18 protein-coding genes are annotated in these 24884 nt (G+C 68.7%); 11 read left to right on the top strand and 7 right to left on the bottom strand.

The features are described 5' to 3' along the window. The first annotated feature begins 75 nt into the window (after positions 1–75). From MRBLWO12_RS14245 to MRBLWO12_RS14225, 5 genes are all read left to right on the top strand, one after another. Complete coding sequence (locus tag MRBLWO12_RS14245; protein ID WP_363556563.1) at positions 76–3489, top strand: DUF7507 domain-containing protein; 3414 nt, start codon at positions 76–78, stop codon at positions 3487–3489. A 147-nt stretch (positions 3490–3636) separates the two neighbouring features. After that, on the top strand, positions 3637–5364 hold the full coding sequence (locus MRBLWO12_RS14240; RefSeq protein ID WP_363556561.1) for a sigma-70 family RNA polymerase sigma factor: 1728 nt from the start codon (positions 3637–3639) through the stop codon (positions 5362–5364). 240 nt (positions 5365–5604) lie between these two features. Next, the gene (locus MRBLWO12_RS14235; RefSeq protein WP_363556559.1) at positions 5605–8127 is read left to right on the top strand and encodes a DUF11 domain-containing protein; all 2523 of its coding nucleotides are present in this window, start codon (positions 5605–5607) and stop codon (positions 8125–8127) included. A gap of 111 nt (positions 8128–8238) precedes the next feature. Beyond that, the gene (locus MRBLWO12_RS14230; RefSeq protein ID WP_363556557.1) at positions 8239–9813 is read left to right on the top strand and encodes an FGGY-family carbohydrate kinase; all 1575 of its coding nucleotides are present in this window, start codon (positions 8239–8241) and stop codon (positions 9811–9813) included. Further along, complete coding sequence (locus MRBLWO12_RS14225; protein ID WP_363556555.1) at positions 9806–10816, top strand: NAD(P)-dependent oxidoreductase; 1011 nt, start codon at positions 9806–9808, stop codon at positions 10814–10816. The genes MRBLWO12_RS14230 and MRBLWO12_RS14225 overlap by 8 nt, the downstream gene beginning before the upstream one ends. Positions 10817–10846: 30 nt before the next feature. Here MRBLWO12_RS14225 and MRBLWO12_RS14220 read toward each other — a convergent pair whose 3' ends face one another. Continuing rightward, positions 10847–11758 carry a sugar-binding transcriptional regulator gene (locus tag MRBLWO12_RS14220; RefSeq protein WP_363556553.1) on the bottom strand — a complete coding sequence of 304 codons (912 nt, stop codon included), beginning with the start codon at positions 11756–11758 and terminating at the stop codon, positions 10847–10849. A 156-nt stretch (positions 11759–11914) separates the two neighbouring features. On the opposite strand from MRBLWO12_RS14220, the gene MRBLWO12_RS14215 reads away from it, so the two are divergent. From MRBLWO12_RS14215 to MRBLWO12_RS14205, 3 genes are read left to right on the top strand one after another with little or no spacing between them, the layout of a single operon-like run. Continuing rightward, the gene (locus tag MRBLWO12_RS14215) at positions 11915–13210 is read left to right on the top strand and encodes an MFS transporter (RefSeq protein ID WP_363556551.1); all 1296 of its coding nucleotides are present in this window, start codon (positions 11915–11917) and stop codon (positions 13208–13210) included. A gap of 26 nt (positions 13211–13236) precedes the next feature. Further along, positions 13237–13863, top strand: coding sequence for a class II aldolase/adducin family protein (locus MRBLWO12_RS14210; protein ID WP_363556549.1), 627 nt, complete (start codon positions 13237–13239; stop codon positions 13861–13863). A gap of 12 nt (positions 13864–13875) precedes the next feature. Further along, positions 13876–15399 (top strand): aldehyde dehydrogenase family protein, encoded by a 1524-nt coding sequence (locus MRBLWO12_RS14205; protein WP_363556547.1) that lies wholly within the window; start codon positions 13876–13878, stop codon positions 15397–15399. 16 nt (positions 15400–15415) lie between these two features. On the opposite strand, the gene MRBLWO12_RS14200 is transcribed toward MRBLWO12_RS14205, so the two are convergent. Further along, the gene (locus MRBLWO12_RS14200) at positions 15416–16099 is read right to left on the bottom strand and encodes an SGNH/GDSL hydrolase family protein (RefSeq protein ID WP_363556545.1); all 684 of its coding nucleotides are present in this window, start codon (positions 16097–16099) and stop codon (positions 15416–15418) included. Positions 16100–16206: 107 nt separating this feature from the next. Between MRBLWO12_RS14200 and MRBLWO12_RS14195 the strand changes: the two genes are divergently transcribed. Both MRBLWO12_RS14195 and MRBLWO12_RS14190 read left to right on the top strand, forming a co-directional pair. Next, positions 16207–17391 carry a MalY/PatB family protein gene (locus MRBLWO12_RS14195; protein WP_363556543.1) on the top strand — a complete coding sequence of 395 codons (1185 nt, stop codon included), beginning with the start codon at positions 16207–16209 and terminating at the stop codon, positions 17389–17391. Between the two features lie 77 nt (positions 17392–17468). Then, positions 17469–17930, top strand: a complete 462-nt coding sequence (locus MRBLWO12_RS14190; RefSeq protein ID WP_363556541.1) for a hypothetical protein — start codon at positions 17469–17471, stop codon at positions 17928–17930. A 97-nt stretch (positions 17931–18027) separates the two neighbouring features. Here the strand turns inward: MRBLWO12_RS14190 and MRBLWO12_RS14185 are convergent, their stop codons facing one another. The 3 genes from MRBLWO12_RS14185 to MRBLWO12_RS14175 all read right to left on the bottom strand — a co-directional run bounded on the left by MRBLWO12_RS14185 (position 18028) and on the right by MRBLWO12_RS14175 (position 21537). Next, complete coding sequence (locus MRBLWO12_RS14185; RefSeq protein ID WP_363556539.1) at positions 18028–20295, bottom strand: heavy metal translocating P-type ATPase; 2268 nt, start codon at positions 20293–20295, stop codon at positions 18028–18030. 70 nt (positions 20296–20365) lie between these two features. Then, entirely contained in the window at positions 20366–21328 is a 963-nt protein-coding gene (locus MRBLWO12_RS14180) for a heavy-metal-associated domain-containing protein (protein ID WP_363556537.1), read from the bottom strand. Continuing rightward, positions 21325–21537: a heavy-metal-associated domain-containing protein gene (locus MRBLWO12_RS14175; RefSeq protein WP_363556535.1), complete on the bottom strand. Its 213-nt coding sequence runs from the start codon at positions 21535–21537 to the stop codon at positions 21325–21327. Before MRBLWO12_RS14175 ends, MRBLWO12_RS14180 begins: the two co-directional genes overlap by 4 nt. 77 nt (positions 21538–21614) lie before the next feature. On the opposite strand from MRBLWO12_RS14175, the gene MRBLWO12_RS14170 reads away from it, so the two are divergent. After that, positions 21615–21809, top strand: coding sequence for a hypothetical protein (locus MRBLWO12_RS14170; RefSeq protein ID WP_363556533.1), 195 nt, complete (start codon positions 21615–21617; stop codon positions 21807–21809). 182 nt (positions 21810–21991) lie between these two features. On the opposite strand, the gene MRBLWO12_RS14165 is transcribed toward MRBLWO12_RS14170, so the two are convergent. Next, complete coding sequence (locus MRBLWO12_RS14165; RefSeq protein WP_363556531.1) at positions 21992–22918, bottom strand: DUF1295 domain-containing protein; 927 nt, start codon at positions 22916–22918, stop codon at positions 21992–21994. A gap of 17 nt (positions 22919–22935) precedes the next feature. Further along, positions 22936–24762, bottom strand: a complete 1827-nt coding sequence (locus tag MRBLWO12_RS14160) for an AMP-dependent synthetase/ligase (protein WP_363556529.1) — start codon at positions 24760–24762, stop codon at positions 22936–22938. Positions 24763–24884 lie beyond the last annotated feature (122 nt).

Raw genomic sequence — 24884 nt, 5'->3', positions numbered from 1 at the left:
CGGGAGAAGAGCATGTTCAGGCGGCGGCGTTCGCGCCGTGCGCCCGGGGGATGGGCGCGAAAAGCCGGAGCGGTCATGGCCACTCTGGCTGTCGTCGGAAGCCTCGGCATCGTGCATGGCGATGCCGCGCAGGCGGCGACCGTGTACGAGATCGAGGGGCAGTGGCAGGCTCCGGTGCCCGCAGAAGTGTCCTCAGGGGACGCACTCGTCTCCGTGTGGCAGTTCAACATCAACGACGATTCGGCCGCACCCACGAACGACCCGGTGGACAACGTCACGGTCACCTTCACCGCACAGAACGCGGTGTTCACTGCGGTGCCGTCTGTGTGTCTGACCGAGGGCGCGGATCCGATCTCGTCGATCTCGGCCGACGGTCACACGCTCGTCTGCAACCTGGGGACGCGCGATCAGGGGACGGCGGAACTCATGCTCGCCGGCCTCGAGGTCGACGGCTCCACCGGCTCCGGCGTGACGATCTCGGGATCCATCGGTGGCGCGCAGGCGGCGCTCCCGGAGATCCCCATCATGAACACGTTCGCGATGGATATGAAGTTCGACGGGGGCCGGCCCTCGAGCACGCAGGCCGGCGCGGGTCAGGAGATCTCTTTCCCGTGGTCGCTGCGTCATGCCCCTGGTTCGGCGGCTGGCCCGAACAGTGTGAGCTACGACCTCACCTTCTCGTCGACGGCGGGCAACACCATCACCGCCATGGCACCGGGCTGCGTGGCTCAGAACTCGACTCAGGCGGGGCATCCGCATTCGGGAACCGGTCACCCGGCGGCCGAGACGGCGCCGTTCCCGGCGACCTGCACGCTCACCGCGATCAGCACCAACCGCGTGCGCCTCACGCTGACGGGCATCGACTACTCCAAGACCCTGCGCCCGAGCCTCGACTCGAGCGGCACTGCCCTCCCCACTGAGTGGGATGTGGTCGCCGCAGGTCTGATCAAGCTCCAGTTCACCTACACCGACGCCACGGTCAGCTCGTTCCAGGCGAGCACGCCCACGTACACATCCCAGCTCGGGACCACGTCGGTCGACGACGCGGCGAACAACTCCAACAGCGTCGCCTCTTCACGGGGAACCTGGACAGGCGGGTGGAGCCTGAACAACCTTGCCCCGCCCGCGAAGGGGTCGCAGTGGACGGACACCTTCCGCACGCTCGCCGGTCAGCCGGCCATGTCCGTCTCCGGCGTACGCTCGCCGCTGGCCGGGGCGACCCAGAGCACCCAAGTGTGCACGATCGTCGATTCCCGCTACGTCGAGGTGACCGACGCGGCGATGGGAACAGTGTCCGCAGGGCAGATCACTGCGTACCCGGGCGTGCAGTATCAGTACTACACGGGCACGGGAACCTCGAACAACATGAATCCCGACAGCGCGAACTACAACCCGAACACCTTCACGTGCGACGGGTCAGGGTGGACCTCCACTCGTCCCGCCGACATGCGCACGGTGCGCGCGGTGAAGGCGATCATCACCCCGACCGTGGGTGCGACCATCCCCGAAGCCGTGGCGCGCATGTACGTGAAGTCTGTCGTCAAGCCGACGGTGGCCGTCGGTCAGGATATCTGGACGTGGACCTCGTATACCTTCAACGGCGGAACGACCTGGGTCAACCCGCATCGCACCATGTCGGAGGCCGATGTGCCCAACTCCGGCGTGGTGACAACCGGTTCGCGCTACCCCTACACGGGCGGTGGTCGTGATGTGCTGCGCATCATCGCCGCGACACCACAGATCCACAAGACCGTCGATCAGCAGGAGACGATCCCGGGCGCCACGGTGAACTACACGCTCACGTATCGTGCCGAGGCGCCGGCGAACGCGGTGATCGGCCAGATGACCGTGCGCGATCTGCTGCCGGCGGGCATGGAGTACGTGGCCGGCAGCGCCTCGACTGCGCCGACCTCGATCACGGGGCAGAACATCGAGTGGGCCCTGAGCAATGTGCCGACGAACACGGAGTTCGTGATCACGTTCAGCGCGCGAATTCCCGCCGATGCCGAACCAGGAGACGTGTTCGCGAACACGGCGACAGCGTCCACCGGAGGTGTCACGGTCGATTCGAGCGCCTCGACGCAGATCCGTGACGGTGGGTACACCATGCTCACCAAGACTGCTGCTCAGGCGAAGGTCCCCCACGATGACGGCGTCGCTCAGGACTCCTGGACCGTGCGCATCTCGTCGAAGGACACCCGCACGCAGTCGTTCACCGACACCGTCGACATCCTTCCCTACAACGGCGACGGACGCGGTACCAGCTTCAGCGGCGACTACCTGCTGAGCGCACCGGTGCAGGCTGTCGCCGGAGCGACGGTGTACTACACGACCGCTGATCCCGCGACGCTCGTCGACGATCCTGCAGACGCGTCGAACGGTTCCGCCGGCAGTGTGTCGGGGAACACCGTCGGATGGTCCACGACGTTCGTCGCGGACGCCACGGCCGTGCGCGTGATCGGGCCGGCCCTCGCGCCGTCGGCGATGCAGGAGTTCACGATCGCCGTCATCACGGACGGCGCGACGTTCGAGGATGTGTACGTCAACCGTGCCGAGGCGCGGTCCGACCGCACGAAGCTCGTCATGCGCACCTCGAGCCGCTTCGAGATCGGCGCGGTGAACTCGGTCGCGCTGAAGAAGTACGTGCAGGACGCGGAGGGGGAGTGGCATGACGCGAACGACGTCGACGACTACCCGCAGTTCCACACCGGCTCGACGCTCACGTACCGCCTGGTGGTCACCAACACCGGCGACCAGACTCTGCGCGACCTCGTGATCACGGATGACCGTGTCGATCTGGCCGCCCTCGATCCTCTCCCGGCAGGTCTCGCCGCGGGCGCGGTGCTCCCTGAGCTCCTGCCCGGCGAGGACAACGCGGTGACGATCGAGTATCAGGTGGACCTCACCGAACGGCCTGACGGCGGCTATCTCGTCAACACCGCATGCGTCGCCCCCGAGGATGCGCCTGCGCCGGCACCGGGCGAGCCCGCTCCGGTCGAGGAGTCGTGCGATCCCGCCGGCATCGAGGTGCTGCCCTCGAGCCTCTCGTGGGAGAAGGTCAGCGTCGAGAACGGCACTCGGCTCGAAGGATCCGAGTGGGAGCTCACGCCCGTCGACGCGGATGACGAGCCCACCGGAGCATCCGTCGCGGTGGTCGACTGCGTCGCGGGTGACGCTGCGGAGTGCACCGGACCGGACGTGGACCCGGAGGCGGGTCTGATCCGGGTGGAGCCGCTGGAGGATGGACGTTACCGCCTGGTGGAGACGCGGGCCCCCGCGGGGTTCCAGCTCGACCCGACACCGCGATTCGTCGATGTGCAGGGCGTGACCGCCCTGTCGGAGGCGATCGAGAACGAACTCTCCGAGGTGCCGTCGATCCCGCTCACCGGCGGTGTCGGAAGCTTCAGCTTCTGGGTCGGCTCCGGGGCGCTGGTCGCCCTGATGAGCGCGGGCCTGCTGTGGCAGCGGCGGCGAAGGGTGATCGCCTGAGCGGTGCCGTAGGACCCTGAGGGGTGCCACCCGGGTTGCGCGGGTGGCACCCCTCACACGGGGTTAAGCAGTATTCCAATATGCTCAATTAGATGGCGCTCCACGAGGGCGGCTCGTCCTGTTCGCCGATGAAAGGGAAGGCTGACGATGAGCGCAGGGGAGACGCCCGACTCCCTCTCTGATCAGGAGCTCGTACAGCGCGTGCGCGACCAGGATTCCGGGGCCTACGCAGAGCTGTGGCGGCGTCACGCCGGCCCTGCGTACTCCGTGGCGCGGACCTTCGACTACCTCGACGCCGACGATATCGTCTCGGAGGCGTTCGCTCGAGTCCTGCGCTCGATCAAGGCCGGCGGCGGCCCCACGACCGGATTCCGTCCGTACCTCATCATGGCGGTGCGCAACGTCGGACGACGGTGGTACGTGCGGGAGACCTCCATCGCCGTGGGCGATTTCGAGTACGTCATCGACCCGGCCGCTCCTGAGGGGGAGGTCTCCGCGGTGGAGAACTTCGAAGGCGGGGCGGCCCTGGAGGCCTTCCGTGGTCTGCCGGCCCGCTGGCAGGAGGTGCTCTGGTACAGCGAGGTCGACGGCATGAAGCCGCGCGACATCAGCGTGCTCCTCGGGGTGGCCCCCAACGCCGTGTCGGCACTGATCGTGCGCGCGAAGCGAGGCCTGCGCGACGGATGGATCACTGCACAGCTCTCCGGGGCGAAGACGCCGGAGTGCAGAGACGCGCTGAAGGACATGGGAGCGCACACGCGCGATGGGCTGTCCGCGCGAGCGCGCGCCACGCTCGAGTCGCACCTCTCCTCCTGCCCCACCTGTCCGAGTGCTCTCGAGGAGGCGAAGAACCTCTCGAACCTGACCATGTCGGTGCTCCCCGCGGTCGCGGGAGTCTCGGGCGCGGCGGGCTACGTCTCCACTCTGGGTCCTCCTCCTCTCTCGGCGGCGATGGCCTCGGGATTCGACGTCACGGTCTCCGAGACGGCGCCGAGCGCTGGCACGGCTTCGCGGCGTCGGAGGACCGTCCTCCTCGTTCTGCTGCTGCTGCTCCTTCTCGCGCTGGGGGCTCTCGGTGCGTACGCCGCGCTCACCTCGCAATCGGGGTCGGCACCGGGTGCCGGAGGGCAGCCGTCGAACGCGCAGTCGCCCCCGTCGTCGGAGCCGCCAGCCGCCAGCCCATCGGCGTCGCCGCTTCCGGGTGAGACCCCGTCGCCGATGCCTTCGCCGCAGGTCTCCTCCCGTCCGCTCCTGCCGGGTGCGGGGCCGGACTCGGAAGTACCCGGAGGGGCGGGAGCGGTGCTCCCCGACCCGGATCCTCCGGGACCGGGAGCGAGCCCGTCGACCCCGACAGCACCCGGAGCCACGATCGCTCAGTTCGACCCGCGGATGTACCCCAAGGTCTCGGGTGATGATGCGTCGCCGCGCGCCGTGGTCGAGATCCTCGGCAGCGGGGGCGAGACGATTGCGAGCACGGTCGCGCGAGCAGACGGCACGTGGACCGCGCATCTGACGTCCGCTCAAGCGGGCACACAATCCGTGGTGGCGCGGCAGATCGCCTCAGGGAAGGCATCGCCCGCGAGCGCGCCCCTCACCTACACCCTGACGTCACCCCCGCCGGCGGCGACGCCGATGTCCGGAACGACCGTGGCCGCGAACCGCTTCCGGTTCGCGTTCACGGCGGGGGCGGGAACGGTCCTCCAGCGGCAGATCGTCGGTGTGACTCCTATCCACACCATCCGAGTACCGAGCAGCGGAGCATGGAATGAGTACCTCTCTGTCGCACCAGGGGCGCACACGATGCGACTCCGCTATGCGAACCCGGCGACGGGGGACTACGGGCCGTGGACGACATGGAACTTCACCGCGGAGTGAACTCCGGCCCGCGCTGCGATGCGCGGGCCGGAGGTGGGGAATCGGGGGAGGGCGGCGTTCGCGGCCCGTCCCCCCTCCCGGCCTGGGGAGACCGGGAGCATCCGACCTGGGTCGGTCAGGTGGTGGGGAACCTGTACACATCCGGACCCCGGCGTAGCGCTTTCATGACGCGGATCGCCGATCTGTTTCTCAGCAGGGGCCGCTGGGCACCGATTCGACCCCACGGGAAGGGAGGCACGGATGCTCGCCAACGCGCACAGTCACGCTGATCGCGGAGGGCGCGGTCGCAGACCGCGGTCGGCGTCGATCTTCGCCGCCGTGCTGGCCCTCGTCGCCGGACTCCTGACGGCGGTGAATCCGGTGGCGGCCCCGGTCCCCGCCGCGGCTGCCCCCGGCGACGCGTTCGATCCGGCCGTCCCTGTGGTCTTCATCGCGCAGAACACCCCATCGCAGTTGCAGCGCGCACAGACGGTCGACGACGGCTCCTTCGTGTTCAGCGATGAGGGTGGTGCAGCCCCCGTCGGCTACAACGCGATCGGCTTCAACGAGGCGGACAACTTCATCTACGCGATGGTCACCGGGAACGCGATCCCCGGGATTCCGCTCGGATCCCTTGTCCGTGTCGGGGAGGGAGGCACCGTCACGCGGGTCGGCACCACGGTGTACACGCACCCGGCGACCGGCTCCACCCGCTTCTTCTCCGGGGCGTTCAATCCCGCCGACGGTCTCTACTACATCTCGGATTCCGGACCCAACACCACGGTACGGGCGCTGGACGTCACGACCGGGGCCGTGGTGAGCACCATCGACCTCGGCGTGCAGCCGGGCGTGCAGGACTTCGCTTTCGCGAACGGGTTCGCGTGGGGAGCGAACAACGCCGGCGACCTGCGCCGCATCGACGTGGTGACGGGCAGCATCACCGTCTTCCCCGGCGTGATGCCGACCACGACCGGGGGATACGGCGGGGTGTGGAACTTCGGAAACGGCAACCTTGGCTTCTCCGCGAACGCGACGGGTGATGTCGTCCAGCTCGAGATCACCGACGGCGCCACGGCGACACCCGGCTTCGCGATCATCTCGACCGTGCCCGGCCCCGGATCCGACTTCAACGACGGGACGGCCATTCCGGGGCTGCCCGTCGACCTCGAGATCGCCAAGACCGTCCCGGCGACGCATGAGCCGGGCGAGCGCATCAGCTACGAGATCACGGTCACGAACAACGGTGCGGGGGTGTCGAGCGGCTGGACGGTCGCCGACACCCTCCCTGCCGGCCTCAGCAACCCCGCGGTGGTCGGGGACTTCACAGCCGAGGTGAGCGGGAGCACCGTGACCGTCAGTGGTGGTCGTCTCGGCGCGGGTGAGTCCGCCACGTTCCGGATCGAGGCCGACTCCGACATCCTTGCCGGTAGCTGCCTCTCGAACACCGCGACGGTCCTCGGTAATGAAGAGGACCCGGTCGCGGGGAACGACGCGGCCACCGCGGTCACGTGCGCCCTGGCGGTGCCGGTCGCCTCCTTCTCCATCGAGAAGTCCGTCGAGCCTGAGGTGGCGCGTCCCGGTGACGTCGTCACATACAACATCGCGGTCGAGAACACCGGGGAGGTCGCCTACACCGACGAGGACCCCGCGTCCTTCCTGGATGACCTCTCGGGTGTGCTCGACGACGCAGTGTACAACGACGACGTCTCCGCCGGCGGGGCGATCGACGGTGACGTGCTGACGTGGTCCGGTCCGCTCGAGGTGGGTGAGACGCTCCAGGTGACCTACTCCGTGACGGTGGACGATCCCGTCAGCGGCGACTTCTCGCTGCAGAACGTGGTCACCCCCGCCGCGCCCGGCGGGGCCTGCGTCGGTGACGGGTGCGCAACCGATACCGCCGTCGCGGCGTACTCGGTCGAGAAGACCACGGACGTGCAGGATGTGGTGGGGGGAGGAGAGGTCGGCTACGAGGTCACGGTGACCAACATCGGGCTGGTCCCGTACACCGCGGACGCGCCGGCATCGTTCGTCGATGACCTCTCCGGGGTGCTCGATGACGCGACTTACAACGGCGATGCCTCCGCCGGTGCCGTCGTGATCGGCGACGAGCTGTCGTGGAGCGGGGCGCTCGGCATCGGGGAATCCGTCACGGTGACGTACTCGGTGACCGTGGACCGGCCGCAGAACGGTGATCAGATCCTGCGCAACGCCGTGGTCGCCGATGGGCCGGGCGGCGCGTGCGCGGAGTCCGGCGCATGCCTCACGGAGACGCCGGTGGCGACGTTCCAGGTGCGCAAGCAGGTGTCCGCCGAACACGTCGCGGTCGGCGACACCGTGCGTTTCACGGTCACGGTGACCAACACCGGTGATGTTCCGTACACGGTGGACAGGCCAGCGTCGTTCACCGACGACCTGACCGATGTTCTCCGCCTCGGCACGTACGACGGCTTCGCCAGCGGTGGCGCCGACTACGACGAGCCGATCCTGTCGTGGGCGGGAGCGCTGGGCGTCGGCGAGACGGCGACAGTGACGTACACGGTGACCGTGGAGCGAGCCGGAGAGTTCCGCAACGTCGTGCTGACTCCGAAGGGGTCGGGTGCGAACTGCGCGGCGGATTCGACCGATGACGACTGCGACACGGTGACGACGGTGTCTCCTCCGGGCCTCGCCGCGACAGGGGGCACCGCGTGGATCGGTGGTGGCGTGCTCGGCGCGCTACTGCTCGGAGTGGGGCTCTGGTTCACCATCCGCCGTCGCACGGACGAGCTGAGCGGCACGCGCTGAATCGCGGATGACGGGCACGGGGTGTCACCCGTAGCGAGTGTTGATGTGCACGGGCACTCGGGCTAAGCTGAACAATAGATCACTTGCTCGTACTATTGTTCGGAGTTCAGTGTGCAGAGCCGCACTCCCCTCATCCTCGGCGTCGATGCCGGAACGACCTCGGTCAAGACCGTGGCGTTCGACCTCGACGGTCGCATCGCGAGCGTGTCTCGCTCGAGTGTCCGTGTGCAGCGCTCCGATGACGGGCGCGCTGAGGCCGACATGGACCATATCTGGGATGCCGCGGCATCCACCATCGCCGCCGTCGTCGAAGAGGTCGGCGACGCGGAGATCGTGGCCCTCGGAGTGACCGGGCAGGGTGACGGTGCCTGGTTCGTCGATGTCGACGGGCGTCCGGTGGGCCGCGCGGCGCTCTGGCTGGATGGCCGTGCCCACGCGCGCCTCGACGACTGGTCGGACGACGGGCGTGCGGCGGCAGTCCACGCCGCAACGGGCTCGCCCCTCTTCTCCGGTGCGCTGCCGCTCCTCGTCGATGAACTGATGGCGGCGGAGCCGAGCATCCGCGATCGGGTGGCGACCCAGCTGAACTGCAAGGACTGGCTGCGTTTCAAGCTCACCGGCAACCGCGCGACCGATCCCAGCGAAGCGTCCCGCACGTACCTCGACACCGCAACAGGGTCGTACTCCGACGAACTGCTCGCAGCACTCGGGCAGGAGCACTTCCGTGATCGCCTGCCCGGCGTGCTCGACCCGCAGCGCATCGCCGGAGTCGTGCAGCCGGCGGTGGCCGCGGCGCTGGGACTGCCCGAAGGGCTCCCGGTCGTGGTCGGAATGGTCGACACCGCTGCCGCCGGGGTCGGGCTCGGCGTGCTCGACGACGGGCGGGGCTACGCGATCCTCGGCACCACCAGCCTCATCGGCATCAACCATGCCTCACGGGCCGAGGTGCGCACCGAGTCGAGCATCGTGCTCGCCACGGGACGCGGAGCGCAGGTGCTCGAGTCCATGGCGCCGATGACCGGAACCCCCAACCTCGACTGGGTGCGGGCGACGCTCGGTCTGGACGCAGACGACTGGGTCGTCGTCGAGAAGCGGGCCGTCGCGGTTCCGCCCGGCAGCGGCGGGGTCGTCTACCTCCCCTACGGGTCTCCGAGTGGGGAGCGAGCGCCGTTCTTCGCGCCCGACGCCTCCGCGTCGTGGCTCGGGATCAGCGTCACCACGACCCCCGGTCAGTTGCTGCGCAGCGTCTATGAAGGGCTGGCCTTCAGCCTCCGCGAATGCATGATCGCTCTCGGTCTCGATGGCCCCCTCCTCGTCTGCGGCGGCGGATCCGACTCCGACTTGCTCTGCTCGATCCTCGCCGACGTCACCGGACGTGACATCGTGCGCCAGGACGAGCCCGAGGTGGGTGCTCGCGGAGTCGCGACTCTCGCCATGGCCGCGGTCGGCCTGGCCGCAGACCTTCGCGATGCGTCAGATCGTCTGGCCCCGTCGACCACGACCTTCCGTCCCGATGCCTCGCGCGTGGCGGTGTACGAACACATGTACGCGCAGTTCATCGCCACTCGCGATGCTCTGCGCCCGCACTGGCCTGGTCTGCGACGCCTGCGGGAGAGCGCCGGTTCGTCGGCTTCTTCCGGCCCCGCATCCACTGATCGCCATCCCAGAAAGAAGACACATGACTGAACAGTCCCGCCCGAAGGTGCTCATCACGGCGCCGTTCGATACCGCCATCGCTGAGTCCCTCGCGGATGCCTTCGATGTCACGATCGTCGCCGCCACCATGGATGGCGGATCGCTCGCGGACCGCGGCGTCGACGACTCTCTGGCCGCCGCGCACGTCGTGATCGCCGAGCTCGACGTCGTGGACGAGGCAGCCCTTGCGAAGGCTCCCGAGCTCCGGGCGGTCGTCTCGTGCCGGGCCAAGCCGGCGAACGTCGACCTCGACGCCTGTTCTGCTCGAGGCATCCCCGTCTTCACCACGCCAGGGCGCAACGCGGAGGTCACGGCGGACCTGAGCTTCGCGCTGCTGCTGGCCACCGTGCGCAAGGTGAGCCAATCGGAGCGGTGGCTGCGCGCTGGAAACTGGGTCGAGAGCGATGTCTTCGAGCCCTACGAGGTCTTCCGCTCGATCGGGCTCAACGGACGAACGCTCGGCATCCTCGGCGGTGGCGCGATCGGCCGGCGCATGGTCTCCCGGGCGCGGGGATTCGGTATGACCGTCAAGGTCTACGATCCCTTCCTGGCTCCTGACGCGTTCGGAGAAGACGCCAGCGTGGTGCCGCTCGACGAAGTGCTGTCGACCTCTGACATCGTCACGGTTCACGTACCCCTGATGCCGGAGACCGAAGGGCTTCTCGGCGCGCGTGAGCTCGCGCTGCTGCGCGCCGACGCGTTCCTGATCAATGCGGGTCGTGCGGCGATCATCGACGAGCAGGCCCTGATGGCGGTGCTGCGCGAGCGGCGGATCGCCGGCGCCGGCTTCGACGTCTTTTATCAGGAGCCGCTGCCTCACGATCACGAGCTCTTCACGTTCGACAACGTCACGATGACACCGCATATCGCCGGCGCGTCCGATGACGTGATCGTCGAGCACTCGCGCATCGCGGCTGACGCGCTGCGGGGGTGGCTCGCAGGGCGGCGTGTGCCCGGAACGGCGAACGAGAAGGCGCTCGCCGCGGTGGGCTAGATCTCGCCGCTGCCCGGGCGGCTTCGGTGGTCAGCCGAGCAGCCCGGCGGCGGTGGTCGAGTCGGTCACGAGCATGGTGACGAGGCCGCTCGACAGCGCGACCCGCAGGGCGTCGAGCTTCGCCGGACCCGCGGCGATCGCCAGCCGATGGGGGATCGCGCGGAGCTGGTCGAGGTCGAGTCCGACGACCCTGTGATCGAGGGCACCGCGCACCGGTGCCCCGGTGGCATCGAAGAAGCGCCCGCCGATGTCGCCGATCGCGCCCGCTTCGAGGAGTGCGGCGCGCTCCTCTTCGCTCAACGAGCCGAACAGGAGCCCGCGCGTGTCCTGCGTGCTGCCGATGCCGGCGATCACTGTCGTGGCCTCTGCGGCCCTGGCGAGGACATCGCGCACCCCGGGGTCGGCGTATGCGCTCTCCGCCGCCTGGGCGGACGCGGCGACGAGCGGTGCCGGGAGGTGGAATGCGGCGCCGCCGGTGCGTCGAGCCAGTGCGAGGGTCAGCTCGTGCGGGCTGGCTCCGTTGGCGAGGCCGCTGCTCGAGCCGGTGAGGGGGACGAAGCGTGCCCCGAGGGAGCGCGTCGGGAAGGCCTCGACCACGGCGGCGACCGCCGTGGAAAGCCCCATGGCGACCGTGGTGTCCTTCTCGATGACGCTGGCGAGCGCCTCGACGCCGACCGTCGCCATCGCCCGAGCAGCCTTCGCGGGGTCGTCGATGCTCGGGGCGATCCACGCCTGGCGCAGTCCGAAGCGGCTCAGCAGGGCCTGTTCCTCCGCGGCGAAGAGCGACTCCTCCACGTGCACGATGATCTCCACCATGCCCGATTCCCTGGCCTCGGCCAGCAGTCTCGTCACCCGGACGCGCGACAGCCCGAGGGTGTCGGCGATCTCCTGGTGCGTGAGCCCCAGCTCGTAGTACATGCGCGCCACGCGACCCATCAGCATGCTGAACATCCTCCCATGCCGGTTCCCCCGGCCGTCGTCGCGCTGCTTGACAATTCCGTGACTCCTGCCCAAGATGTCCTTGGGCATTGGTTCACTTCCGTGAACAAATGTACACACTTACCCCGATTTCTCTACGCGCTCAACGAGGAGACACCCATGGTCACCCCCGCATCACCTCCCGTCGAAGGTCGCTTCGCGCGCCTGCTCAGCTCGCAGGGCATCTCGCGGCCCATCGCCTGGGGCTTCGTCGCGCTGACGGTCTTCATGATCGGCGACGGCATCGAGGCCGGCTTCCTCTCCCCGTACCTCGACGAGCGCGGATTCGACGGTGGTCAGATCGCCCTGCTCTGGTCCGTGTACGGCATCGTCGTCGCCGTGGCCGCCTGGTTGAGCGGCGCGCTGGCAGAGGCCTGGGGCCCGAAGCGCGTCATGATGCTCGGCTTCGGCATCTGGGTCGTCTTCGAAGTGCTCTTCCTCGTCTTCGGCGTCATGGGCGGCAACTTCGAGATCATGCTCCTCGCCTTCGGCATCCGGGGCCTCGGCTACCCGATGTTCGCCTATGGATTCCTCGTCTGGGTCACGATCGACACCGACGAGAGCGTCATGGGGCGCGCGGTCGGCTGGTACTGGTTCTTCTCCACGCTCGGCCTCGGCGTGCTGAGCTCCTACTTCGCCGGCGCCGTCATCCCGATCATCGGTGAGCTGGCGACCCTCTGGATGGCGCTGGCCTTCGTCGTCGTCGGTGGGCTCATGGTGCTCGTCCTCCTGCGCAACCCGGTCACCAAGAAGGTCACGGTCGCCAACAGTGTCAAGGGTGTCGTCAGTTCGCTCACGATCGTCGCGACCAACCCGAAGGTCGGCGTCGGCGGCGTGGTCCGCATCATCAACACGCTCTCGTTCTATGCGTTCGTCGTCTTCCTGACCACCTACATGGTCCGCGACGTCGGCTTCGACCTCGCCCAGTGGCAGATCATCTGGGGCACCATGCTCGCCGCGAACGTCGCCGCGAACCTCCTCTCCGGCTACCTCGCCGACTGGATCGGTCGCGTCAACGTGGTCGCCTGGGCCGGCGGCATCGGATGCTTCGTCACTGTGCTCGCGCTGTTCTACGTCCCGACCCTCATCGGACCGAACTTCTGGATCACGATCGCGATCGCCATCGTCTACGGCCTCGCGCTCGGCATGTTCGTGCCGCTGTCCGCGATCGTCCCGCTGCTCGCACCGAAGAACAAGGCCGCAGCGGTCGCGATCCTCAACCTCGGCGCCGGCCTCAGCCAGTTCATCGGCCCGGTCATCGCCGGACTCGCCGCCCCTGTCGGCATCGAGGGCACGGTATGGATCATCGCCGCGCTCTACCTGGTCGGCTTCGGCCTGACCTTCCTGCTGAAGACGCCGAAGGGCGTGGAGGACGTCGTCTCGGCGAGCCCCGCCCCGACCGCCGTCACAGCCTGACCGCCCCACCCCGAAAAGGAGTCGCCATGACCACCCGCGTGGAATCACTCATCGCAGAACTGTCCGCCGCCGGCGTCGACATCGTCGCCCGCGGACTCGCGCTCGCCTCCGGAGGCAATCTCTCCGCTCGCATCGATGACGACACGTTCGTGGTCACCGCCTCCGGCACCTGGCTCGACAGGCTCACCCCCGAGGACTTCTCGGTCATGAGCCTGTCGGGCCAGGTGATCAGCGGCTCTCCGAAGCCGTCCAGCGAGTGGAAGCTGCACCAGAGGAGCTACCAGACCCGTCAGGACGTGAATGCGGTGGTCCACGTGCACCCACAGCACGCCGTGCTCCTCACCGCGCTCGGGCACGATGTGCGCCTGATCACCCTCGACCACGCGTACTACGTGCGTTCGATCGGGACCACCCCCTACTACCCGAACGGATCGGACGAGCTCGCCGACTCCGCGGCGGAGCAGGCTGCGCACCACGACTGCATCATCATGGGGCACCACGGCTGCTCCGCTCTCGGCGATTCCGTGAGCATGGCATTCCGGCGCGCACTCAACCTCGAGGAGGCCGCCACCGCGACCTACCGGGCTCTCCTGCTCGGAGACACCGACACCGCCTTCCCCGCCGACGCGCTCGCCGCGCTGCACCACGCCTGAACAGGAACCGCGATGACGACCACCCCCACGCACATCACGATCGATCCCGACATCAGCGAGGCGACGAAGCGCTTTCTCGCTCAGCCGCCGCGTCTGCTGATCGACGGGGAGCTCGTCGAAGCCCATTCCGGGCGCACGATCGACATCGTCGACCCTGGTACGGGCGCCGTCATCGCGCGTTCAGCGGCGGCGGACACGGTCGATGCCGACCGCGCGGTGCGGGCCGCTCGGCGGGCCTTCGCCCCCGACGCCCCCTGGCGACGCATGAGTGCACTCGACCGCGGGAGGATCATCCTGCGGCTCGCCCGCCTGCTGGAGGAGCGCGCCGAGGAGTTCGTCGAGCTGGAGGTCCTCGACGGAGGGAAGCTCAAGAGTGCGGCCGCGACCGTCGACCTGCCGCTCGCGATCAACCACTTCGAGTACTTCGGCGGGTGGCCGTCGAAGATCGAGGGCAACACGATCCCCGTGTCGATCACGGATGCCATGGTGCGCACCGAACGCGTTCCCGTCGGTGTCGTCGCCCAGATCGTGCCGTGGAACTATCCGCTGCTCATGGGCGTGTGGAAGATCGCCCCCGCGCTCGCGGCCGGATGCACGATCGTCATGAAGCCCGCCGAGAACACGCCGCTGTCCCTCCTGCGTCTCGGTCAGCTCGCCCTCGAGGCGGGGATGCCGAAGGGCGTTCTGAACATCCTCACCGGCTACGGTGCCGAGGCGGGCGAAGCTCTCGTCGACCATCCCGACGTCGACAAGGTGGCCTTCACCGGCTCGACCGCGGTGGGCACCCGCATCGCGCAGCGCGCGGCGCCGATGGTGAAGAGGGTCACGCTGGAGCTCGGGGGCAAGAGCCCGAACATCATCTTCGACGACAGCCCCGCGGAGGAGGCCGCCGCCGCCGCGGCCAGCGCGATCTTCTTCAACGCCGGGCAGGCCTGTGCGGCGGGCTCCCGCCTGTACGTGCAGAAGCACTCGTACGACGATGTCGTGGGGCGTCTCGCCGACATCGCCGCATCCATGGCCGTCGGGCACGGCTTCGACCCGTCCGCGCAGATCGGCCCGGTCATCTCGGCCCGCCAGCACGAGCGTGTCCTCGGCTACATCGATGGTGCCCAGGAGCAGGGCGCGACGGTCGCCGCCGGCGGGTCGGGGTTCCCCGATGCCGTGATCCCCGGGGGCTACTACATCCGCCCCACGGTCTTGACGGACGTGGACGACACCTTCACCGCGGTGCGCGAGGAGATCTTCGGTCCGGTCGTCGTCGCACAGCCGTTCGACGACATCGACGAGATCGCCCGCCGTGCGAACGACTCTCCGTACGGGCTCGCGGCGGGTATCTGGACGCGCGACATCACGAAGGCGAACCGCCTCGCCGGGCTCCTGCAGGCGGGAACCGTGTACATCAACATGTACGGCGCGACCGACGCCGCGGCGCCCTTCGGCGGTTTCAAGATGTCCGGCTACGGTCGCGACATGGGGCACGCGAACCTGGAGTCCTATCTGGAGACGCGCACCGTATGGACGAACCTCGGCGGCTGACCGGTGATCCGACGGGTCACAGCGCCGGATCGAGACGTGCGAGCGCGGCATCCATCTGCTCGGCCATGTGCCGGTAGCCGGTGTCTGAGGGGTGGATGCCGTCGGCCGCCATCCAGCTCTCGTCGGCCCCGGCATAGTGCCCGTCGAGCCAGCGGCTGGCGCCGGGGATCCAGTCCGCCCCGATCGACGCGGCGGCGGCCTCGACCCAGCCGATGATCGTCGCAACCGATTCCGGACGCTCCTCGGCGTACCAGAACGGCTCGACCACGATGATCCGGGCCGCCGGCAGGGCGTCGCGGAGGCGGGTGAGGTCCGCCGTGATGGTCTCGTGGATGAGGTCGGCTCTGCCGGCGAAACTGAAGTTGTCGTTCAGGCCCATGGTCACGAAGACGATGTCGGGGTGTTGCGCGATGACGAGCGCCGGCAGGTCGTTCTCGCCGAAGTCGGAGCGGTTGTTGACGAATCCGAGTCCGTTGACGCTCGGGTTGAACTCGTTCCACCCTCGCGCGTCGCTGATGACGGTCGACCAGCGCATCGACGGGTCGCTGGCTCCGGTCCCCAGAGTGTAGGAGTCTCCGTAGAACGCGACGAGTGGACCGCTCCCCGGCGTCGCCACCGTATCGGGCGCCGGCGCGGCAGTGCATGCCGTGAGTCCGAGGGCGAGGGCGAGCACGGACGCGAGCGAGCGGAGACGACGCATGCCAGTTGTTCGACGCCGAGCCCCCGATGGATGGGACCGCCCCCTGGCAGGTGATCACGGGTGATGATGGAGGGATGCCCCCGCAGTCCCCGATGACAGGAGCCCGGATGTCTCTCGCTGCACACTTCGACGCGATCGAGGTCGCGCATCTCCGCCGACTCGGCGGTCTCAAGTGGTCGGCCTTCCCCGACACGCTGGGGGCCTTCGTCGCCGAGATGGACTTCGGGGTGGCGCCGGGCATCTCGCGCGCCCTGCATGACGCGGTGGACCGCGGGGTCTTCGGGTACCTCCCCGCCTCTGTGTCCGATGAGATGTCCGAGGCGGCATCCGGCTGGCTGCGCGATGCGTACGGCTGGGGTGTGCCGGCATCCGATGTGCATCCGATCGCCGACGTCATCCACGCGCTCCAACTGGCGATGACCCATTTCTCCCGGGCCGGCAGCCCCGTCATCGTTCCGACGCCCGCGTACATGCCGTTCCTCTCGGTGCCGCCGGCGGCAGGGCGGGAGGTCATCCAGGTGCCGATGACCGTGGTCGACGGCCGGTACACGCTCGACCTCGACGGCATCGACGCCGCCTTCCGCGCGGGCGCCAACCTGCTCGTGCTCTGCAATCCGTACAACCCGGTGGGGCGCGTGTTCGATCGCGATGAGCTGCTCGCCGTCAGCGAGGTCGTGGAGCGCCACGGCGGGCGCGTGTTCTCCGACGAGATCCACGCCCCGCTGGTCTACGCGCCCGCCGCGCACATCCCGTACGCGTCGATCTCGGATGCTGCCGCTTCGCACACCGTGACGGCGACGTCGGCCTCGAAGGCCTGGAACCTCCCTGGTCTGAAGACCGCGCAGATCATCATCACGAACGACGCGGACCGCGAGGTCTGGGAGCGTATCGGCATGATGGCCTCCCACGGGGCGAGCAATCTCGGTGTGATCGCGAACACCGCCGCGTATCGTGACGACCGGGCGTGGCTCGGCGAGGTCGTGCAGTACCTCGATGGGAATCGTCGCTTCCTCGGTGAAGCACTCGCCGCCCGGATTCCGGAGATCGCCTACCGCGCTCCCGAGGGAACCTACATCGGCTGGCTCGACGCGCGCGCCCTCGAGCTCGGCGAGCAGCCTGCCGACTTCTTCCGCGAGCATGCGGGGGTCGCGATGACCGACGGCTCGGCGACCGGCCTCGCGGGCGTCGGATTCATGCGCTTCGTGTTCGCGACTCCGCGCCCGGTCATCGAACAGGCCGTCGATCGGATGGCCGGTGCGCTCGCGCATCGCGGGCCGCGTGCGCTGACGTGAGGCGACATCTCGCGACCCCTCGGCTCATCCTTCAACGGCTCCCGCGTCGCTCGGGTGCGTATCGGTAGCCTTCGAGCGTGGGATTCTCACTTCTCGGACTGATCGTCAGCATTCTCGTGCTCGCCCCCAACCTCCTGCTGCTGCGGTTCCCGCCGCGAGGGCGGAACGTGGTCGCGCACGTGCCTCGTCCTCTCGAATGGGGCGAGCGGATGGGGCAGGCGCTGTGTCTCGTGGTGCCGGCGATCACGCTCCCCGGCGCGATCGTGTGGTGGTGGGCTCTTCCCGCCGCTGTCGCACTGGCGATCTACTACGCACTGTGGGGCCGGTACCTCGTCGCGGGCCGCGAGCAGGCTCTGCTCTACGCCTCGCTCTGGCGCATCCCGGTGCCGATGGCGGTCATGCCGGTGCTCGTGTTCCTCTGCGCCGCGGCGTGGCTGAACAATCCGTGGATCGCGATCGCCGCAGTCGTCCTCGCCGTCGGCCACATTCCGGTCGCGCTCCTCACGCGACGCGCGATCGGTTCTGCTCCGTCAGCGTGACGTGCGACGCCGGAGCGCCGCGAACCCCACGGCGGGCTCACGCCATCTGGGCGGCGTACCTGGAGTGCTTCTGGCGGAGGAGATGGTGCGGGCGTCATCACTTCGCCATGCTCGTGAACCCGCGCAGGCGCAGGCTGTTGCCGACGACGAAGACGCTGGAAAGCGCCATCGCCGCGCCGGCGAGCATGGGGTTGAGCATTCCGAGTGCAGCGACGGGGATCGCCGCGACGTTGTAGGCGAAGGCCCAGAACAGGTTGGTCTTGATCGTTCCGAGCGTCTTGCGCGACAGCCGGATCGCATCGACCGCGCTGCGCAGATCGCCGCGCACCAGGGTGATGTCGGACGCTTCGATCGCGACATCCGCGCCGGTACCCATCGCGAGTCCGAGGTCCGCCTGTGCCAGCGCGGGGGCGTCGTTGACGCCGTCGCCGATCATCGCGACCACCTTGCCTTCGCGCTGCAGGCGGGTGATGACGTCGACCTTGTCCTTCGGGAGGACTTCGGCGATGACCTCGGTGATGCCCACTTCCGCGGCGATCTGCCTGGCCACGGCCTCGTTGTCTCCGGTGAGCAGGATCGGGGTCAACCCGATGGCCGTGAACTGGGCGATCGCTTCGGCGCTGCTGGGCTTGACGGTGTCGGCGACCACGAGGATGCCGCGGGCCTGACCGTCCCACCCCACGGCGACCACGGTCTTCCCCTCGCCCTCGGCGCGCGCCTTCGTCGAGGCGAGTTCGCGGCTGAGCTTCTGCGACCACTCGGCGAGCAACGAGTCACGGCCGACGAGCACGGCGTGGCCGTCGACGATCCCCTGTACGCCCTTGCCTTCGATGTTCGCGAAGTCCTCTGGCGTCGGCAGGGAACCGACCTCCTGGGTCGCCCCCTTGGCGATCGCCTGTGCGATCGGGTGCTCCGAGGCATCCTCCAGGGCGCCCGCCAGCCGCAGCAGCTCAGCGCGATCGGTGCCGTCCTCTGTGAACACGCCGACGAGGGTCATCTTGCCGGTGGTGACGGTGCCGGTCTTGTCCAGCACGACGGTGTCGACCTTGCGGGTGGACTCCAGAACCTCCGGGCCCTTGATGAGCACGCCCATCTGCGCACCGCGCCCTGTGCCCACCAGCAGCGCCGTCGGAGTGGCCAGGCCCAGCGCGCACGGGCAGGCGATCACGAGCACGGCGACCGCCGCCGTGAATGCCGCAGTCACAGGGAATCCTGCCCCGAGCCAGCCGCCGAGAGTCGCGAAGGCGATCACGATCACGATCGGCACGAACACCCCGGAGATCCGGTCGGCGAGGCGCTGCACCTCGGCCTTCCCGGTCTGGGCGTCCTCGACCAACTGGGCCATCTGCGCCAGCTGCGTGTCGGAGCCGATCCGGGTCGCACGGATCACGAGTCGACCGCCGACGTTCGTGGTGGCACCGGTGACGGCGTCGCCCTCTGCGACCTCGACGGGTACGGCTTCTCCGGTGAGCATGGATGCGTCGACCGCCGAGGTGCCGGAGGTGACGACGCCGTCTGTGGCGATCTTCTCTCCAGGGCGCACGATGAACTCGTCGCCCACCTGGAGATCCTCGACCGGGATCTTCGACTCCACGCCGCCACGCAGCACGGCGACCTCTTTCGCGCCGAGTTCGAGAAGCGCACGCAGGGCCGCGCCGGCCTGCTTCTTCGACCGCTTCTCGAAGTACCGCCCGGCGAGGATGAACATGGTCACCCCGGCGCCCACCTCGAGGTAGATGTTCGCCGCCCCGTCGGACGGGGCCAGCGCGAACTCGAACGGGTGCGTCATGCCCGGTGTGCCCGCCGTGCCGAAGAACAGTGCGTACAGCGACCACAGGAATGCGGCGGAGGTGCCCATCGAGATGAGCGTGTCCATCGTCGCGGCGCCGTGCGTGAGGTTGGTCCATGCGGCCTTGTGGAACGGCCATGCGGCCCAGAGGATCACGGGGGCGGCCAGCGCGAGGGAGGCCCACTGCCAGTACGTGAACTGCAGCGCGGGGATCATCGCCATCGCGATCACCGGCACGGTCAGCACGATCGCGCCGATCAGGCGATGGCGCAGCGAGCGAAGTTCCGGATCCTCGTCGCCGGCATCGTCAGAGGACCCGGCGTCGGTCTTCCTGCCCTTCGGGGCGGGCAGGGACGCGGAGTACCCCGTCTTCTCGACCTCGGCGATCAGCACCGCAGGGTCGTAGCCCTCAGGAACCGTGATCTTCGCCTTCTCGGTCGCGTAGTTCACGGTCGCGACGACGCCCTCGAGCTTGTTCAGCTTCTTCTCGATCCGCATCGCGCAGGAGGCGCAGGTCATCCCGCCGATCTCCAACTCGACGCCTGACCCCCTGGTCGGAGGTGCTGATGTGCTCATGTGCTCTTCCTTCTGTCGGCTTCGTGTGCGGGCAGCAGCGCGGAGCTGCCGCAGGGGCGGTGCTCGCCGCTCAGTGTCCGTCTTCGTGCGAGTCGCCGTCGGACTCCGCCGTGCCATCCCCGGGCGCGGCATCGACCACGAACTCGGCCGTGTGCACCTGTCCGTCGACCTGGAAGTCCAGGTACAGGAAGTACCGGCCGGCGGTCGGTGCCTCGGCGGCGAACTCGATCTCCGGACCGGACGTCTCTCCGGGCTCAGGCTCTTCCCCCTTGGCGTGCACGTGCAGGTAGGCGAGGTCGCCGTCGCGCAGCGCGACGAGGTGGCCGAACGCTCCCAGGTAGGGCTCCAGTGCGGTGACGGGCTTGCCGTCTCGCGTCACGGTGAGGGTGAGGTCTTTCGCCGATCCTGCTGCGAGGTCGCCGTCGAGCGAGACCGTGAATCCGTCGACGTGCGCGGTGTGCGTGGGCTGCGGTGCCACGGGGGTGAACTCGCCCGACACCTGGACCGTGCGCGTGAGAGTGAGCGAGGGGGCATCAGTGCCGGCGGGCGTGAAGTCCGCGAAGACGCGATAGGTCCCGGCATCCGTCCATTCCCACGGCAGCGACCAGGTGCCGGTGCTCTCATCCAGCGTCGGGTGGACATGACGGAACTGGCTCCCGTCCGAGCGCACCACGATCAGGTGCAGGTCCTTGTCATGCGCGGTCGTGTACTCCGTGACCGGTGTGCCGGCCGCATCGAGGATCCGGAACCGCAGCTCGCCCGAGCTTCCGACGGTTCCCGGCGCCTCGACCGGTGACAGGACGTATCCCTCGAGACCGAGCGACAGACCCTTCAGGTTGTCCGCAGCGACGTTCGCGGACTCCTCCTCGGCCGTCGTGGCGGAATCGTGGCCGTTGTGGCTGTCCATCGCCGTGCCTTCCTTCCACTCGCTGACAACGCTCGGGGGGACGACGGCGCTGGCGAGGCCGAAGGCCCCGCCGAACGCCACCGCCACGCCGATCCCGTAGATCGTGAGGCGTGCCCCGGCGTTCATACCGTCCGCACTGCCGAGTACCCGGCCTCCGCGACGGCAGCAAGGATCTGTGCATCGTCGAGGGAGTCCGAGCCGGTGACGACGAGCGTGCCGGTCTGCGCGCTCACCTGGATGTCTTCGACGCCCGGGACTTCGGCGACCTCTTCGCGGACAGACATCTCGCAGTGTCCGCAGGTCATACCGGTCACCTGAAACTCGTTCGTGGTCATCGCGTTTCCTCTTCTCATCGGTGGTACCCCTATGGGGTATTAGGTGCAACTATATACCCCGGTAGGGTATTCCACCAATGGCAGCCAGTTCCTCGACGATCGCGTCGAGTACGGCGATCGTCGAGGTCGGGAGGGTGCGGCTGGCTCGATTGCGACGCATCCAGGGCCGCGGCGGCGCAGGCCGCGGGCCGCAGGTGCAGGGTGCAGGCCGCGGGGCGCAGAGTACCGCATCCACCCTGGCCGAGCGGCGATGGGCGACCTGCGTGCGGTGAACACGTCACAAGATGCCGTCTTCAGGAGCCTCAGGCGACGTTGCGCGACCTCTCGAAGCTCCGAGGCGCCACGCGCCGCTGAGGGGTCAAGACACGCCGCGCCCACGCCGCTCGTCACGGCGTTTCTTGACCCCTCAGCCGTCGGGGCTCCGCGATCGGGGCTCAGCGGTCGGGCGCCGCGGTCAGGACGCCGACTTCTCGCGCACGGCGGCCCGTGTCAGCCGTGGGATCAGCGACGGGGTCGAGTCGCGGTACGCGATGTAGTCGGCGCGATCGCCCCACTTCTTCTCGGCGCGGGCCTCCAGCAGCGGGATGCCGCTGACCCGGGTGAGCAGCAGGATGACGAACAACGGCGAGAGCAGTGCGACCCACTGCCATCCGGCCAGCACCGGGGCGGCGGTGAGGAACACGCCCACCCAGATCACGATCTCGCCGAAGTAGTTGGGGTGGCGTGAGCGCGACCACAGCCCGGTGCTGATGAATTCGTCCTTGTTGCGCGGGTCCGCGCGGAACGCCGACTTCTGCGCGTCGGCGACGATCTCGATCACCATGCCGACGGCCCACACGATGATGCCGACGACGGTGAGCCACCCGATCGGGGCGCGGGACCCGGCATCCGTGCTGATCGCGATCCAGGCGGCGGCCGCGGTCAGCGACACCCACGCGCCCTGGATCACCCACACCTGCAGGAAACGCACGGGCGAGCCCTTGATCTCGTCGAATCGTCCGTCGGATCCGGCCTTGTGCACGCGCAGCGCCAGGAATGAACCGAGGCGCACGGCCCACAGCATCACCATCGCCGCGAGGATCCAGCTGCGCACATCGGGCATCGGGGTCAGCAGCACCAGCGCCGCCGAGATCGCGAAGAAGGTGAGGCTGCCGGTGAGGTCGAAGAATCGCTCGGTGCGCAGGATCATCGCCGGGATGAACGCGAGCAACTGGATGGCGAAGGCCGCGGCGACGGCGAGGGCGAACAGCGGGATGCCGCCGAGCGTCGCACCGCCCTGGCTGCCGGCGAGTGCGACGAGCGCGCCGATGACGAGGGCCGCGAAGATCGCGATGAGCGAGGAGCGGGAAGACTTGGGGGCGGTGGGTGTCGGGGAGGACATGGTGTTCTTTCTGTTTCTCAGAGGTACAGGTCTTCGACGGTGACGGCTGCGCGATCGAGCACGACGTTCCGCTTGAGCCTCATGGTCGGGGTGACCAGCGCGCGGTCGTCGAGGTCGGCGAAGACCACGCTGAAGCGGCGCACCTGCTCGCTGCGCGCGACGAGCGCGTTGGCGGCATCGACCGACTTCTGCAGGTGCGCGCGCAGCGTCTGATCGGTCACGGCGCGGATGTCGGGCTGGGCGGACACGGGGATGATGATGCCTTCTGCGGTCGCCCACTCCGTGGTCTGCTCCGGGTCGAGCACGAGAAGTGCGGAGAGATAGGGCTTTCCCTCTCCGACCATCACCGCGTGCGACACGAGCGGGCTCGCTTCGACCGCGCTCTCCCAGCGGGTCGGCACGATCGTCTTGCCGTTCGAGGTGACGATCACGTCTTTGAGTCGGCCTTCCAGGATCAGTCGACCCTGCTCGTCGAGTCGTCCGAGATCGCCGGTGCGGAAGAATCCGTCGATGAAGGCGCCTTCGTCGTGGGCGGGGTTGCGGTAGCCGCCGAAGACCCCGATGCCGCGGGCGAGAACTTCGCCCTCATCGCTGATGCGCACCGTGAGCCCGGGCAGGGGCGTGCCGACGCTCCCCGAAGCGATGTTGCCGGGCAGGTTGCCGGTGAGTGGCGCCGTGGTCTCGGTCAGGCCGTAGCCCTCGATCACGGGGACGCCGATGCCGCGGAAGAAGAGCGACAGCTCGGTGTCGAGTGCGGCGCCGCCCGAGAGGATGTATCCGACGCGCCCGCCCATCACGGTGCGCAGGCGCCCGAAGAACAGCGCGTCGAAGATGCGGTGGCGCAGGCTGAGCCCGAGGTCTTTCCTGGCTCGGCGGCCGGCGTCGGCCCGTTCTGCGCGGCGACCCCACGCGATCGCGGTCGCCTGTGCCTTCGCCCAGACACCCGCAAGTCCCTTGTCGGCGGCCTTGGTGGCCGCGGCGGCCTGGATCTTCTGCAGCACCCGCGGCACGACGACCAGGAACGTCGGTCGCAGCGTGTCGAGGGTGGCGACGACCGTCGACGGGTCGGACAGGTGCGCGATGCGCATGCCGCTCGCCAGGCAGATCAGCTGCAGCCCGCGTGCCAGCACGTGCGCGAGCGGCAGGAAGATGACGGTGTTGCCGTCTTCGTTCACGATCTCGCGGTATGCGGCGGCGATGTTCAGCACCTGGCCGAGGAAGTTCCGATGCGTGAGCACGACGCCCTTGGGTTCACCCGTGGTGCCCGAGGTGTAGACGATGGTCGCGGGATCGTCCTGGGATGCGGATGCTCGGCGGGCCTCGAGCTCTTCGTCGGCGATGTCGGCGCCGCCCGCGACCAGGTCGGCAAGGGTGGCGGATGCTCCGGCATCCATGGTCCACGCGCCGAGGGTGGCGCTGTCTCTCTGCGCGAGCGCATCCTGCAGGAGCGCCGCGTGCGCCGCGGTGCCGCCGATCGCCAGGCGCACCCCGGCATCCGCGACGATGGCATTCACCTGCGACGGCGATGAGGTCTCGTAGATCGGCACCACGACAGCGCCCGCGAACCAGGACGCGAGGTCGGCGACGGCCCATTCATAGCGCGTCGGCGCCATGATCGCGATCGGGTCACCGGCCTGGATGCCCTGGGCCAGGAGACCCTTCGCCAGTGCGCGCACCTCGTTCGAGAACTCCCGCGTCGTGATCGGCCGCCAGGAGCCGGCATCCGTCTCTTCGACCTCGAAAGCGATGTGATCGGGAGCGGCGGCGACGCGCGCGACCAGCAGGTCGGTGACGTTGCGGTAGCCGTCGAGGGCGGCAAGCGGCGGGGTCGATGACTCGATCATCGGGGCTCCTCTCGGGTCATAGGGTCAGGTCGCGGGCGCGCGAGTACCGCCCTATCGCTCTTGTTCGGAGCCGATGCGGATTCGGATGGGAGGTAATCGCTCCCTGTTGACTATCCACTTCC

It is taken from the genome of Microbacterium sp. LWO12-1.2, assembly GCF_040675875.1.
In the GTDB taxonomy this organism is placed as follows: domain Bacteria; phylum Actinomycetota; class Actinomycetes; order Actinomycetales; family Microbacteriaceae; genus Microbacterium.
The sequence above is the reverse complement of the archived record's forward strand: the minus strand, read 5'-3'. Positions and strand labels throughout refer to the sequence as shown.

Excerpts from the sequence above, each read along its gene's own strand:
- MRBLWO12_RS14245 (WP_363556563.1), top strand. The coding sequence starts at position 76 with ATGGCCACTCTGGCTGTCGTCGGAAGCCTCGGCATCGTGCATGGCGAT.
- MRBLWO12_RS14240 (WP_363556561.1), top strand. The coding sequence starts at position 3,637 with ATGAGCGCAGGGGAGACGCCCGACTCCCTCTCTGATCAGGAGCTCGTA.
- MRBLWO12_RS14235 (WP_363556559.1), top strand. The coding sequence starts at position 5,605 with ATGCTCGCCAACGCGCACAGTCACGCTGATCGCGGAGGGCGCGGTCGC.
- MRBLWO12_RS14225 (WP_363556555.1), top strand. The coding sequence starts at position 9,806 with ATGACTGAACAGTCCCGCCCGAAGGTGCTCATCACGGCGCCGTTCGAT.
- MRBLWO12_RS14220 (WP_363556553.1), bottom strand. The coding sequence starts at position 11,758 with ATGCTGATGGGTCGCGTGGCGCGCATGTACTACGAGCTGGGGCTCACG.
- MRBLWO12_RS14215 (WP_363556551.1), top strand. The coding sequence starts at position 11,915 with ATGGTCACCCCCGCATCACCTCCCGTCGAAGGTCGCTTCGCGCGCCTG.
- MRBLWO12_RS14210 (WP_363556549.1), top strand. The coding sequence starts at position 13,237 with ATGACCACCCGCGTGGAATCACTCATCGCAGAACTGTCCGCCGCCGGC.
- MRBLWO12_RS14205 (WP_363556547.1), top strand. The coding sequence starts at position 13,876 with ATGACGACCACCCCCACGCACATCACGATCGATCCCGACATCAGCGAG.
- MRBLWO12_RS14200 (WP_363556545.1), bottom strand. The coding sequence starts at position 16,099 with ATGCGTCGTCTCCGCTCGCTCGCGTCCGTGCTCGCCCTCGCCCTCGGA.
- MRBLWO12_RS14195 (WP_363556543.1), top strand. The coding sequence starts at position 16,207 with ATGTCTCTCGCTGCACACTTCGACGCGATCGAGGTCGCGCATCTCCGC.
- MRBLWO12_RS14185 (WP_363556539.1), bottom strand. The coding sequence starts at position 20,295 with ATGAGCACATCAGCACCTCCGACCAGGGGGTCAGGCGTCGAGTTGGAG.
- MRBLWO12_RS14180 (WP_363556537.1), bottom strand. The coding sequence starts at position 21,328 with ATGAACGCCGGGGCACGCCTCACGATCTACGGGATCGGCGTGGCGGTG.
- MRBLWO12_RS14175 (WP_363556535.1), bottom strand. The coding sequence starts at position 21,537 with ATGACCACGAACGAGTTTCAGGTGACCGGTATGACCTGCGGACACTGC.
- MRBLWO12_RS14170 (WP_363556533.1), top strand. The coding sequence starts at position 21,615 with ATGGCAGCCAGTTCCTCGACGATCGCGTCGAGTACGGCGATCGTCGAG.
- MRBLWO12_RS14165 (WP_363556531.1), bottom strand. The coding sequence starts at position 22,918 with ATGTCCTCCCCGACACCCACCGCCCCCAAGTCTTCCCGCTCCTCGCTC.
- MRBLWO12_RS14160 (WP_363556529.1), bottom strand. The coding sequence starts at position 24,762 with ATGATCGAGTCATCGACCCCGCCGCTTGCCGCCCTCGACGGCTACCGC.